The organism is Rathayibacter festucae DSM 15932 (assembly GCF_004011135.1).
In the GTDB taxonomy this organism is placed as follows: Bacteria; Actinomycetota; Actinomycetes; order Actinomycetales; family Microbacteriaceae; genus Rathayibacter; species Rathayibacter festucae.
This window is the reverse complement of record NZ_CP028137.1, coordinates 3,568,955-3,582,200: the sequence shown is the minus strand read 5'-3', so window position 1 is coordinate 3,582,200 and position 13,246 is coordinate 3,568,955. Positions and strand designations below refer to the sequence as shown.

The following is a 13,246-nucleotide window of genomic DNA, read 5'->3' as shown; positions in this document are numbered from 1 at the left end:
AGGCCCCCCTTCCGCGGCCGGTCCCGGGAACCCGAGGACCCGCGGCGCCGGCCGCCCGTCAGCGCGCCGCCCACCACTCCTTCAGCCGCCGGGCGGCCTCCTCCTCGCCGAGCGGTCCCTCCTCGAGCCGCAGCTCGAGCAGGAACTTGTAGGCCAGCCCGACCTCGCGCCCCGGCGGGAGATCCAGGATCGCCATGATCTGCGTGCCGTCGAGGTCGGGCCGCTTCGAGGCGAGCTCCTCCTTCTCGGCGAGCTCCGCGATCCGCTGCTCCAGGTCGTCGTAGGCGTGCGCCAGCCGGTCGGCCTTGCGGGTGTTGCGGGTGGTCACGTCGGCCCGGGTCAGGATGTGCAGCCGCTCGAGCAGCGGGCCGGCGTCGGTGACGTAGCGGCGGACGGCCGAGTCGGTCCAGGCGCCCTCGGTGTAGCCGAAGAAGCGCAGGTGCAGCTCGATCAGCCGGGCGACGTCCGCGATGGTCTGCTTGTCGAACTTCAGCGATCGCAGCCGCTTGATCGCCAGCTTCGAGCCGACGAGGTCGTGGTGGTAGAAGCTGACCGCTCCGCCCGGCTCCAGCCGCCGCGTCGCCGGCTTGCCGATGTCGTGCAGCAGCGCCGCGATGCGGAGGGTGACGTCCGGCGCCGCGCCGGGGTTCCGCTGCTCCTCCAGCGCGATCGCCTGCTCCAGCACCGTGAGGCTGTGCACGTAGACGTCCTTGTGATGGTGGTGCTCGTCCTGCTCCAGGCGCAGGGCCGGCAGCTCGGGGAGGAAGTAACCGGTCAGACCGGTGTCGACGAGCAGCTCGAGTCCGGCCCGGGGCGAGGCGGTCGCGAGGAGCTTCCGCAGCTCCTCCTGAATCCGCTCCGCGGAGACGTCGTCGATGCGCGGGGCCAGCTCGGCCATCGCCCACTCGACCTCGTCGGTCGTCCGGAAGCCGAGCTGCGAGGTGAACCGCGCGCCGCGCAGCATCCGCAGCGGGTCGTCGCCGAAGGAGAGGTCGGCGGCGGCCGGCGTGCGCAGCCGGCCGGCGAGCAGGTCCTCCACTCCCCCGGACGGATCGACGAGCACGATCTCGGGCAGCCGCAGCGCCATCGCGTTGACGGTGAAGTCGCGGCGCACGAGGTCCCCCTCGAGGCTGTCGCCGAACTCGACCTCGGGCTTGCGGCTGACGCCGTCGTAGCTGTCGCTGCGGTACGTGGTGATCTCCACCGTCTCGCCCGCGACCCGCGCGCCGATCGTGCCGAACGCGCGGCCGATGTCCCAGTGCGCCTCGGCGATCGGAGCGACGATCCGCACGATGTCGTCCGGCCGCGCCGAGGTGGTGAAGTCGAGGTCGTGCACGCCGTGGCCGAGGAAGGCGTCGCGGACGGGGCCGCCGACCAGTGCGAGCTCGTGGCCCTGCGCGGCGAACGCCTCCGCGAGCCGGGCCACCGTCGGCGTCGCCGCGAGAGCTCGGAGGGTCTCGAGGGCGGTCTGGACGCTGTGCATCCGGCAGATCCTACCGGGGAGGCGTGACCGGGCCGCGGTGCGCGCCGGGCCGCAACCGGCTCGACCGGTTACGGCTGCTGAGCGACTCCGCAGCGCATCCCGCGGTCGATCAGCCGACCGCCGGGGGGCCTGCCCGTAGAATCACCCGCATGGAGGCCGAGTGAGTTCGATGCGTCGGCACGACCTCACCCCCTCCGATCGTCCCCGCCCCCGGCGAGCGGTCCCGCAGCTGCTCCGCTCCGCCGGTGCCGCTGCGCTGTCGATCGCGCTCCTCGGCGGCGCCCTCCCCGCGGCGGCCGCCGCCGCTGAGCGCACGGCCCTCGAGTCCGGGCAGGCCACCGTCACCGCGACGGTCGGCGCCGCGAACGACGGCGTCCTCCTCCCCGGCCAGGACCTCCAGCTCGCGATCTCGGTGCGCAACGGCACCACCGAGTCGATCGACGGCGCGCGGGTCGAGGTCGCGATCGACGAGGACACCCTCGACTCCCGGGCCGAGCTGGCGGAGTGGCTCGACGGCGAGGCCGAGGACGAGGGGACGAGCACGGGCGACGGCGCCGACGTGCGGCTGCTGCCCTCCAGCTCCGCCCAGGTCGGCGTCACCGTGCCGGCCGCCTCGCTCCCCTTCTCCATGGACTTCGGCCGCGACCCCGAGGCCTTCGGCAGCCACGCGATCTCGGTGACCGTCACCAGCCCCGGCGGCACCGTCGCGACCGCCCGAGGCGTCGTCGAGCTGACGACCGGCTTCCCGAGCGAGCAGGAGACCGGCGTCAGCGTCCTCGTGCCGCTCACGGTGCCCGACACCGCCGACGGCCTGCTCTCGGCCGAGACGCTGCAGGACTACACCCAGACCACCGGCACGCTCTCCCGCCAGCTCGACAGCGTCGACGGCCGCGCCGTCACTCTCGGCGTCGACCCGCGCATCCTGGCGTCGATCCGCGTCCTCGGCGACACGGCACCGGAGTCGGCGACCGCCTGGCTGGAGCGGCTCCAGTCGGTGCCGAACGAGGTCTTCGCCCTGCCCTACGCCGATGCGGACGTCGCCGCCCAGGCCCAGGCCGGCCTCTCCACGCTCCTCGCGCCGACCTCGTTCGAGTACGCGCTCGATCCCGCGCTCTTCGCGCCGACGAGCACGGGCACGCCGACCCCCACGGCCGTGCCCGACGACTCGACCACGCAGGACCTCCCCGACCGCCCGACGACGGAGTCGCTCCTCGCCTTCGACTGGTCGCCCACGGTCGGCAGCATCGCCTGGCCGGACGACGGCACGGTCCGTGCGGCGGATCTGGGCGTGTATGCCACGGGCGGCATGACCCGCACGGTCGTCTCCTCCGCAGGCCTCGTCCTGCCCGACGGCGTCTCGACCACCACCCGCGCCACGGTCGACGACCACGACGTGATCGTCGCCGACAGCGCCCTCTCCACCGCCTTCGACGCCGCCGTCAGCGCGAGCACCGACTCGGAGTGGCGCGCGAGCATGGCCGACCTCACCGCCGACCTCGCGCAGGTGCAGCGGGAGGACGAGTCGCCCGACGTGGTCCTCGCACTCGATCGCGGCGCGGCGATCGACGGCGTCCGCCTCGCCCAGACCCTCGACGCCGTCGACGCCCTGCCCTGGGCCGAGGGCTCGTCCCTCGCCGCCGCCCTCACGTCGCCGGCCACGGAGGACGCGACGGTCGTCGACTCCCCCGAGTCGGAGCAGCGACTCGAGGGCGTCTCGGACCTGCTGACCGCGGCCGCCCGCGTCGAGTCGTTCTCGGCCGTCCTCACCGAGCCGGAGCTGCTCAGCGGCAAGCGCCGCAACGACCTCCTGGCCCTGCTCGCCGTGACCTGGCGCGAGGACGCGACCGGCTGGCAGGAGGCGGTGACCGCGAGCCGTGAGCAGGCCGACACGACGCTCTCCTCCGTCGCCATCGAGAGCTCCGACAGCGTCACCCAGCTCTCGCGCGACTCGAGCATCCCCGTCTACGTCCGCAACGACCTGCCCTGGCCCGTGACGGTCCGCATCCAGGCCTCGACCTCGAACGCGGTCCTCGACATCGACGAGTCCTCGGTCGAGCCGACCGCGATCGACGCCCGCTCCCAGGGCCGCGTCCTCATCCCGGTGAAGGCCCGCGTCGGCAACGGCGAGACCGAGCTGCGCATGCAGCTCACCGCGCAGGACGGCACGCCCATCGGCACTCCCACCGGCATCGTGACCAACGTCCGCGCCGACTGGGAGACCGTCGGCACCCTGGGCATCGGCATCCTCCTCGTCCTCGTCTTCGGCGCGGGCATCCTCCGCAACATCCGCCGGCGCCGCCGCGGCGACACCCCCGGGGAGGACGAGGAGGACCCGAACGCCCCCCTCGCCGTCCAGCCGGGCCTCGACGACGATCGAACGGATCCCCGTGGCTAGCTTCTCCCTCGGTCGCGCGAGCGCCGTCCTCGCCTCCGGCACGATGGTCTCGCGGGTCCTCGGCTTCGTGATGTCGATCGTCCTCGCGCAGACGATCGGCGCTGCGGTCGCACCCGGCGCGGACGCCTTCACTGTCGCGAACCTGCTGCCGAACACGATCTACACGATCATCGCGGGCGGTGCGCTCAACGCGGTCCTCGTCCCGCAGATCGTCCGGGCGGGCCTCCACGCCGACGGTGGCCGTGGGTACATCAACAGTCTCCTCACCCTGACACTCGGGCTCCTGGTGGTGACGACCGTCATCGGGACCCTCCTGGCCCCCGTGCTCATCCGCCTGTACGCACCTGCCTACGGCCCGGAGCAGTACGACCTGGCGGTGTCGTTCGCCTACTGGTGCGTCCCCCAGGTCTTCTTCTACGGGCTCTTCACGATCCTCGGCGAGGTCCTCAACGCGCGCGGATCGTTCGGCCCCTTCACCTGGGCACCCGTGCTCAACAACATCGTGGCTCTGGGCGGCCTGATCGCCTTCAACATCCTGTTCGGCTCGGATCCGAGCGGCGACCGCCCCGTCGACTCGTGGTCGCCCGGCATGGTCGCTCTCCTTGCAGGAAGTGCGACCCTGGGCATCGTCGCTCAATCGACCTTCCTCATCTTCTTCTGGCGCAGGGTCGGCCTCAGCTACCGACCAGCACTGAACCTCCGCGGTCTCGGACTCGGTACCGCGGGCCGGATGTCGCTGTGGTCCTTCGCGACGGTCCTGCTCACGATCGGAGCGGGGCTCGTGGAGAGCCGCGTGGCCTCCCCCGCGTCCGGTGAGGGCGCTTCCGCGGCAGCCCTGCAGAAGGGGTGGCTGATCTTCATGCTGCCGCACTCCGTCATCGCGATCTCGATCGCCGTGGCGTACTTCACCAAGATGAGCGGCCACTCCGCGCGGGGCGAGATGAAGGAGTTCCGCTCCGACATCTCGACATCCCTGCGGCTCGTGCTGATGATGCTGGTCTTCTCGAGCGCGGCGATCGTCGTCGTGTCCGTCCCCTTCGGTTCGGTCTTCACCGACACCTTCGCCGACGCCCAGGCCATCGGAGCTATCGCCGTCGCCTACGTCGTCGCGCTCCCGCTCTTCTCCTCGATCGCGATCATGCAGCGGGCGTTCTACGCCCTGAGCGACGGAGCCCGTCCGTTCCTCTTCACCCTGGTCCAGGTCGTCGTCGCCGTCATCGGCTACCAGCTGGTCAGGCAGCTGCCGCCGGAGCAGACGGCGATCGGCATCGCGGCCTCCACCTCCGCCGGCATCATCGTCCAGGCCCTCGTGGCGGCCTTCCTGCTGCGCCGCAAACTCGGGGGCACCGGCGGTGCCAGGATCGTCCGCCGTCTCAGTCAGTACGCCCTCGCGGCCGTCCCCTCGGCCGCCGCGGGGTTCGGAGTGCTCGTCCTGCTCGGAGGGACACGTCCCGGCGGATTCGCCGTCACGAACTACGTCGAGCCGCTCGTCTCCATGGCGGCCATCGGAACCGTCATGGCCCTCGTCTACTTCGGCCTGCTCTGGGTCCTCCGCGTCCCGGAGCTGCGCGCGATGGCAGCGCCGCTGCTCCGCCGCCTCGGCCGCTGACGCGGCACGGGGCGCCCGAGCGTTCCTGAGAGCCCCCGTCGCGACACTGGGACGTCACCGGACCGGTGGTGCGCCCTCGGGCGCGACGTGGAAGGGTGGGGGCGTCCTCCGGCAGAGCCGCCTCCCCCACCCCCCTCCCGCCGATCCGGAAGGCGCGATGCGCTCCACCTTCGTCCTCCTCCGCGTGCTCGTCGCGGCCGCCGTCCTCACCGCGACCACGGTGAGCTTCCTCGACTCCCACGCCTTCTGGGTCGAGGCCCGCTTCCGCGACCGCGCGACGCTCGCCGCCAACTTCTTCAGCTACATCACCGTCGAGGTCTGCCTGCTCGCGGTGGTCGTCCTGCTGATCGGCGCCGTCGTGCTTGCGCGCGGGGCGCTCCCGGAACCGCGCTGGTTCGCCTGGCTGCGGGCCGGAGTCGTCACCTACATGGTCGTGATCGGAGTGGTCTACAACCTGCTCCTGCGCGGCACGGTGGTCACCGGCGCCGGGGCCGGCCAGGACTGGACCAACGAGGTCATGCACGTCGTGGCGCCGCTCGCCCTGATCCTCGACTGGCTCTTCGCGCCCGGCCGGCGCCGCCTCTCCTGGGCTGTCGTCCCGGCGCTGCTCGCCTTCCCGGTCGCCTGGTTCGTCTACACGATCATCCGGGCGCCCCTCGTCTACGACCAGATGAAGCACGAGCAGGTCTGGTACCCGTACCCGTTCCTCGATCCGCGCCTGGCCGATCCGCCGATCGTCCCCGGCGGCATGATCGCGGTGGTGTTCTACGTCGTCGCGATGACGGCGGTCTTCGCCTCGGCCGGCTGGCTGACGGTCCTGATCTCGCGGCGGTCGATCGGGCAGCGCGGCACTCCCGCGGTCTCGGCGGAGAAAGAGCCGGTCAACGCCGCTTTCTGAGCCGTCTCGCGGAGAGCCGTCCGGCGACCCTGACCGCGGGCCGAGTGCCCCGGACGCCACGGAATAGCCCCCGCCTAGGATGTGTTGTAGCCCCTGGAGCCCGGGAACGACAGAGCGAGCGGGACCGGCTCCGCGGATCCGCTCCCAGCACCGGATCCGGGCAGACCACCCCCTCCGGCGGACCGCCGGTACAGCCCCGCTCAGCACAGACCTCGAGGAGTTGCCGTGCGCGACATCGTCATCATCGGATCCGGCCCCGCAGGCTGGACGGCCGCCATCTACGCGGCGCGCGCCGATCTGCACCCGGTGGTCGTCGCCTCGTCCGTCGAGATCGGCGGCGACCTGATGAACACCACCGACGTCGAGAACTTCCCCGGCTTCCCGGACGGCGTCCTCGGCCCGGAGCTGATGACGGCCATGCAGAAGCAGGCCGAGAAGTTCGGCGCGGACACCTTCTACGACGACGTCGTCTCCCTCGACCTCGAGGGCGAGACCAAGACGATCCACCTCGGCTCCGGCGAGAGCATCGAGGCCAAGACCGTCGTCGTCGCCACCGGCTCCGCCTACCGCAAGCTCGGCCTGCACGACGAGGACCGCCTGTCGGGACACGGTGTCTCATGGTGCGCCACCTGCGACGGCTTCTTCTTCAAGGGCAAGACCATCGCCGTCGTCGGCGGCGGCGACTCCGCGATGGAGGAGGCGACCTTCCTCACCAAGTTCGCCGAGAAGGTCTACGTCATCCACCGCAAGGACTCGCTCCGTGCCTCCAAGGTCATGCAGAAGCGCGCCCGCGACAACGAGAAGATCGAGTTCGTCTGGAACACCGAGGTCACCGGCATCACCGGTGAGAACCACGTGAACGGCGTCAAGCTGCGCAACACGGTCGACGGCACCGAGTCGAAGCTCGAGCTCGACGGCCTCTTCATCGCGATCGGCAACGACCCGCGGACCCACATCGTCCACGGCAAGCTCGACCTGACGACCGACGGCACCATCGCCGTCACCGGCCGCTCGTCGCAGACCTCCGTGGCGGGCGTCTTCGCCGCCGGCGACGTGATCGACCCGACCTACCGTCAGGCCGTCACCGCCGCCGCGTCGGGCACCGTCGCCGCCCTCGACGCCGAGCACTACCTCGCCGCCCTCACCGATGGCATCGCCAGCACCGAGGGCACTCCGGCCGCCGAGCTCCTCACCCTCTAGTCCTCCCACCACCCCAGCACTCGAGTCGGCGCCGCCGGCTCACGAAGGAGAAAATCGTCATGTCCACCGCGAAGAGCGTCACCGACGCATCGTTCCAGGCCGATGTCCTCGACTCCGAGAAGACCGTCCTGGTCGACTTCTGGGCCGAGTGGTGCGGCCCCTGCCGCATGGTCGCCCCGATCCTCGACCAGATCTCGGCCGAGCACGGCGACAAGATCGAGATCGTCAAGCTGAACGTCGACGAGAACCCGCAGATCGCCGCGAAGTACCAGATCACCTCGATCCCGGCGATGAAGGTCTACCAGAAGGGCGAGGTCGTCAAGACCGTCATCGGCGCCAAGCCGAAGCCCGCCCTCGAGGCCGACCTCGCCGCGTTCCTCTGAGTTCGACTCCCGACGGTTCGACCGTCTGACGAAGCCCCTGCGCCCCTCTGGCGCGGGGGCTTCGTCGTTGCCGGCCGCTCCTCGTGTTTCACGTGAAACGGCCGCAGAAGGCAGGCCACGGGCCGCGCAGTGGCGTCCCGCTCCCCCCGTCCTCCCGGACCCCGCCGAGTAGTCTGGATCGATCCGGCTGACGGTCGGAGACCCTGTCCATCGAGCGGAGCGACAACACCGTGATCAACGCCGGCACCAATCTCGATCCCTGGTACGACTCCTACGCGGAGCGCACGGCCGGCCTCGCGGCCAGCGAGGTCCGAGCACTGTTCGCCGTCGCCTCCCGCCCCGAGGTGGTCTCGCTCGCCGGCGGTATGCCGTTCGTCTCCGCCCTCCCCCAGGACCTCGTCACCGATGCGATGGCGACCGTCATGCGTGAGCAGGGACCCGTCGCGCTGCAGTACGGCTCCGGTCAGGGCGTCCCGGTGCTGCGCGAGCAGATCCTCGAGGTGATGGCGCTCGAGGGCATCTCCGCCAGCGCGGACGACGTCGTGGTGACCACCGGCTCGCAGCACGCCCTCGAACTCGTCTCGAAGCTGTTCCTCGATCCGGGCGACGTCGTCCTCTCCGAGGGCCCGAGCTACGTCACCGCGATGGTGATCTTCCGCTCCTACCAGGCCGAGATCGAGCACGTGGCGATGGACGAGCACGGCCTGATCCCCGAGGCGTTGCGCGAGCACATCGCCCGCGTGCGCGCCGCGGGCAAGCGGATCAAGTTCCTGTACACGATCCCGACCTTCCACAATCCCGCGGGCGTCACGCTGAGCTGGGACCGGCGTGTCGAGATCCTCGAGATCTGCAAGAGCGAGGGCATCCTCGTGCTCGAGGACAACCCGTACGGCCTGCTCTACTTCGAGGACGTGCCGCCGAAGGCGATGCGCTCCCTCGAGGAGGACGGCGTGATCTACCTCGGCACCTTCTCGAAGACCCTGGCGCCCGGCTTCCGCATCGGCTGGGCGCTGGCACCGCACGCCATCCGTGAACGGCTGATCCTCGCGAACGAGGCGGCGGTGCTCAGCCCCTCGTCCTTCAGCCAGCTCGTGATCTCGCAGTACCTCTCGACGGCGGATTGGCGTGCGCAGATCGACACCTTCCGCGGGGTCTACCGCGAGCGCAAGGAGGCGATGATCCGCGGGCTCGAGACGCACCTCCCCGGGCTCACCTGGACGAATCCGAACGGCGGGTTCTACGTCTGGGTCACCCTCCCCGAGGAGCTCGACTCGAAGGCGATGCTGCCGCGCGCGGTGAAGGAGCTGGTCGCCTACACGCCCGGCACGGCCTTCTTCGGCAACGGCGACGGCCGGCAGAACATCCGGCTGTCCTTCTGCTACCCGACCCCTGAGCGCATCGGCGACGGCATCCGCCGCCTCGCGACGGTGATCAACGGCGAGCTCGACCTGCTGTCCACCTTCGCCGACGCCCGAGTGCGGAGAAGCGCCGACGTCGATCGCCGCGACGCCGTCCTCCCGCCCCAGATCTCCTGACTCCGTGATCCGCGAACGACAGAAGGCCCGGTCATGACCGATTTCTCCACCCTGGACCGCACCCTCGACATCGTCGTGATCAGCGGCGGCATCAGCCACGAGCGCGATGTCTCGCTGCGCTCCGGCCGCCGCGTCGCCGACCGACTCTCCGCGATGGGGCACCGCATCACCCGCCGCGAGCCCGACGCCGGTCTGCTTGCCGCGCTGCTCGACCAGCGTCCCGATGTGATCTGGCCTGCGGTCCACGGAGCGAGCGGCGAGGACGGTGCGCTGCTCGGCCTGCTCGAGGCGGCCGGCTTCCCCTACGTGGGCTCTCGCACGGACGCCGCCCGCCTCGCCTGGTTCAAGCCGACCGCGAAGACGCTCGTCGCGCGGGCCGGCATCGCCACTCCTCGCTCGATCACCCTCCCCCGCGAGACGTTCCGCGAGCTCGGCGCCGCAGGCATCCTCGACCGGGTCCGCGCGCACCTCCCCGGCCCTCTCGTCGTCAAGCCGGCGCAGGGCGGCTCCGCCCAGGGCGTGAGCATCGTGACGGAGACCGACGAGCTCCCGCGTGCGATGGTCGACGCCTACACCTACGGCGAGGTCGCGCTGATCGAGCAGCAGATCGGAGGCACCGAGGTCTCCGTCGGTGTCCTCGACCTCGGCGACGGCCCCCTCGCCCTCCCCCCTGTCGAGATCGCCCCGGTGGCGGGCCGCTACACCTTCGAGGCCCGCTACAACGCGGGCGAGACCCGCTTCTACACCCCGGCCCGCCTCTCGGACGAGGCCCTCGCCGAGGTCTCCCGCGTTGCGGTCGCCGTCCACGAGCTCCTCGGCCTCCGCCACCTCTCCCGCATCGACCTCATCGTCGACCCCGACGGCCTCCCCTGGTTCTTCGACGCCAACGTCCTCCCCGGCATGACCGAGACCTCCCTCGTCCCCCAGGCGATCGAGGCCTCCGGCCGCTACCTCGGCGACGTCTACTCCACCCTCGCCCGCCTGGCCCTCACCCCCTGACCTCCGTTTCACGTGAAACACTCCGAGTCACCGCTTCGTCACGTGGAACATCGGCCACACCGCCGTTTCACGTGAAACGCTCCATGCTGGTCGAGTAGCCGCCTCCGGCGGCGTATCGAGACCCACCCGCCTCGATCCAGCTACCGCCAGCAGCAGCGGGCCCGGTCTCGATACGGCGCTCTGCGCCTACTCGACCAGCATGCTGCCGCCTGCGGAGTACCGCACGAGTCCAGGCTCTTCCTCAGGCCTCGGTCCTGCTGAACATGCTGGTCGAGTAGCCGCCCACGGCGGCGTATCGAGACCAACCTCCTGACAACAGTGGCCACCAGCGTCAGCGGACCGCTCTCGATACGGCGCTGCACACCTACTCGACCAACATGTCGCTGACCGCAGTGAGCCGCCGACTGACAGACTCCTGCCCGGACTTCCGCCGACCGTACGTCCTGATCACCCGAGTATTGGAGGCAACAACATGCTGGTCGGGCGGCCGCCACCGGCGGCGCATCGAGCGGAGGGGGCGCCTTCGGCGCCAGCGCAGGGCGGGGAAGAGACCACGTCCTTGGGGTGGGAGGGTCTCGATACGCCCCTGCCGGGCTACTCCACCAGCATGCCTGCGGGTTTCTCTTCCAAGTAGACCCGCCCGCCGCGCTGCAGCATCCGCTGCAACTGATAACTCGGTCTCGATGCGTCGCTACGCTCCTACTCGACCAGCATGTGCATGCTCTCGGGCAGCCAACCGGGGGAGACGTCAGCGCCCCACGCACGTGCATCCCACCACCATGCTGGTCGAGTAGCCGCCCACGGCGGCGTATCGAGACCCGACCCGGCACTCACACCGTTTCACGTGAAACGGCCGCGCACCCTACGGCGCCAGCGACACCTCGGTCGGCTCGCCGATCTCCGCGAGGATGCGGTTCAGATCGTGGATCGTCGCGAAGTCGATGACCACCTGCCCCTTGCGGGCTCCGAGCGTCACCTTGACCCGCGTGTTCAACCGGTCGCCGAGGTGGTCCGCCACCGTGCTGAGGTGCCCGGCATGACCGCCCTGCTCCTCCTCCGGCTCGCGCGCACTGGCCTTCGGAGCCTTCATCTGCGCGGCAGCCGCCTCAGCGGCCCGCACCGACAGGTCCTCGTTGACGATCTTGTCCGCGAGCCGGCGCATGAGCTCCGGCGTCTCCACGGACAGCACTGCGCGCGCGTGCCCCGCGCTGAGCACGCCGGCCGCCACCCGTGCCTGCACGTCGGCGGGGAGCCGCAGCAGGCGCAGCGTGTTGGAGATCTGCGGCCGCGATCGCCCGAGGCGCGTCGCCAGTGCCTCTTGCGTGATGCCGAAGTCACTCAGCAGCTGCTGGTAGGCCGACGCCTCCTCCAGCGGGTTGAGCTCGGCGCGGTGCAGGTTCTCCAGGAGCGCGTCCCGGAGCATGTTCTCATCGGCCGTGTCCTTGACCACCGCGGGGATGGTCTTCAGGCCGGCAGCCTTAGAGGCGCGGAAGCGCCGCTCCCCCATCACCAGCTCGTACTTCGCGCCCTTGCGCCCGGTGACGGGCCGCACCACGATCGGCTGGAGCACCCCGAACTCGCGAATGCTGTGCACCAGCTCGGCCAGCTCGTCCTGGTCGAAGACCGACCGGGGCTGCGCCGCGTTCGGCACGATCTCCGACAGCGACAGCTGAGCGAGTCGTGCGCCGGGAACCTGCAGCAGCTCGTCCTCGGCGTTCGCCGCACCGACCTGATCAGGGAAGAAGACGTCGACGGGTCGCGAGCGGGTGTCGTCGCTGACCGGGATCAGGGCGCCGATGCCCCGGCCGAGTCCTGTGCGCTTGGTCGCCATCAGCGATCCTCTCCATCGTTCGTCGCCGCCGGGGTCTTGGGTACGCCGCGGCGCGCGATCTCCGCCGCCGCCTCGAGGTACGCGAGCGAGCCGGATGACTGCGGGTCGTAGCTGATCACGCTCTGCCCGTAGGACGGCGCCTCCGAGATCCGCACGTTCCGAGGGATCACGGCGCGCAGCACCTCCTTCGGGAAGTGCTCGCGCACATCCGCCGCGACCTGGTTGGACAGGTTCGTCCGCCCGTCGAACATCGTCAGCAGGATCGTCGAGACCGCGAGGTTCGGATTGAGGTGCCGCTCGATCAGGTCGATGTTCTTCAGCAGCTGGCTGAGACCCTCGAGCGCGTAGTACTCGCACTGGATGGGAATCAGCACCTCGCGCGCCGCGACGAAGGCATTGATCGTCAGCAGCCCCAAGGACGGCGGGCAGTCGATGAAGACGTAGTCGAACGGCTCGTCCATCCCCTTGAGCATCCGGTCCAGCGCCCGGCGGAGCCGCTGCTCGCGCGCGACAAGGGAGACCAGCTCGATCTCGGCGCCGGCGAGGTGGATCGTCGCCGGAACCCCGTAGAGCGAGGCGAACTCCGGACTCTTCTGCACGACGTCGGCCAGGGGCGTGTCGTTGACGATGACGTCGTAGACGCTCGCCGTCTCGGCCCGGTGCTCGATCCCGAGCGCCGTCGATGCATTGCCCTGCGGGTCCAGGTCGATGACCAGGACCTTCGCGTCGCCTCGAGCGAGCCCCGCGGCCAGATTGACGGTGGTCGTGGTCTTGCCGACGCCGCCCTTCTGGTTGGAGATCGTGATGACGCGGGTCGTCTCCGGCTTCGGCAGCGGCTGCGCGTTGAGCAGCGCGCGCCGACGCGTCATGTCCGCGATCTCGCGAGCGAGCGGGGTCGAGGCGTCGAATCCTC

The 13,246-nt window shown here is 70.6% G+C and carries 10 protein-coding genes; 7 read left to right on the top strand and 3 right to left on the bottom strand.

The window, feature by feature from the left end; genetic code table 11:
* Positions 1–58: 58 nt before the first annotated feature.
* The gene (locus C1I64_RS16330) at positions 59–1,483 is read right to left on the bottom strand and encodes a CCA tRNA nucleotidyltransferase (RefSeq protein WP_127887918.1); all 1,425 of its coding nucleotides are present in this window, start codon (positions 1,481–1,483) and stop codon (positions 59–61) included.
* A 169-nt stretch (positions 1,484–1,652) separates the two neighbouring features.
* On the opposite strand from C1I64_RS16330, the gene C1I64_RS16325 reads away from it, so the two are divergent.
* The 7 genes from C1I64_RS16325 to C1I64_RS16295 all read left to right on the top strand — a co-directional run bounded on the left by C1I64_RS16325 (position 1,653) and on the right by C1I64_RS16295 (position 10,502).
* The gene (locus C1I64_RS16325; protein ID WP_244209595.1) at positions 1,653–3,878 is read left to right on the top strand and encodes a DUF6049 family protein; all 2,226 of its coding nucleotides are present in this window, start codon (positions 1,653–1,655) and stop codon (positions 3,876–3,878) included.
* Complete coding sequence (murJ, locus tag C1I64_RS16320; protein WP_244209509.1) at positions 3,871–5,487, top strand: murein biosynthesis integral membrane protein MurJ; 1,617 nt, start codon at positions 3,871–3,873, stop codon at positions 5,485–5,487. Before C1I64_RS16325 ends, murJ begins: the two co-directional genes overlap by 8 nt.
* 157 nt (positions 5,488–5,644) lie before the next feature.
* Positions 5,645–6,385: a Pr6Pr family membrane protein gene (locus C1I64_RS16315; RefSeq protein ID WP_127887916.1), complete on the top strand. Its 741-nt coding sequence runs from the start codon at positions 5,645–5,647 to the stop codon at positions 6,383–6,385.
* Positions 6,386–6,610: 225 nt separating this feature from the next.
* Positions 6,611–7,585, top strand: coding sequence for a thioredoxin-disulfide reductase (gene trxB / locus C1I64_RS16310; protein ID WP_123736143.1), 975 nt, complete (start codon positions 6,611–6,613; stop codon positions 7,583–7,585).
* Positions 7,586–7,644: 59 nt separating this feature from the next.
* Positions 7,645–7,968, top strand: coding sequence for a thioredoxin (gene trxA / locus C1I64_RS16305; RefSeq protein ID WP_123447267.1), 324 nt, complete (start codon positions 7,645–7,647; stop codon positions 7,966–7,968).
* A 230-nt stretch (positions 7,969–8,198) separates the two neighbouring features.
* On the top strand, positions 8,199–9,503 hold the full coding sequence (locus C1I64_RS16300) for an aminotransferase-like domain-containing protein (protein WP_425272920.1): 1,305 nt from the start codon (positions 8,199–8,201) through the stop codon (positions 9,501–9,503).
* Positions 9,504–9,536: 33 nt separating this feature from the next.
* Entirely contained in the window at positions 9,537–10,502 is a 966-nt protein-coding gene (locus C1I64_RS16295) for a D-alanine--D-alanine ligase family protein (RefSeq protein ID WP_127887915.1), read from the top strand.
* An 862-nt stretch (positions 10,503–11,364) separates the two neighbouring features.
* On the opposite strand, the gene C1I64_RS16290 is transcribed toward C1I64_RS16295, so the two are convergent.
* Together C1I64_RS16290 and C1I64_RS16285 are read right to left on the bottom strand one after the other, a co-directional pair.
* Positions 11,365–12,333 carry a ParB/RepB/Spo0J family partition protein gene (locus tag C1I64_RS16290; RefSeq protein WP_127887914.1) on the bottom strand — a complete coding sequence of 323 codons (969 nt, stop codon included), beginning with the start codon at positions 12,331–12,333 and terminating at the stop codon, positions 11,365–11,367.
* Positions 12,333–13,202, bottom strand: coding sequence for a ParA family protein (locus C1I64_RS16285; protein ID WP_123447537.1), 870 nt, complete (start codon positions 13,200–13,202; stop codon positions 12,333–12,335). Before C1I64_RS16285 ends, C1I64_RS16290 begins: the two co-directional genes overlap by 1 nt.
* Positions 13,203–13,246: the final 44 nt, after the last annotated feature.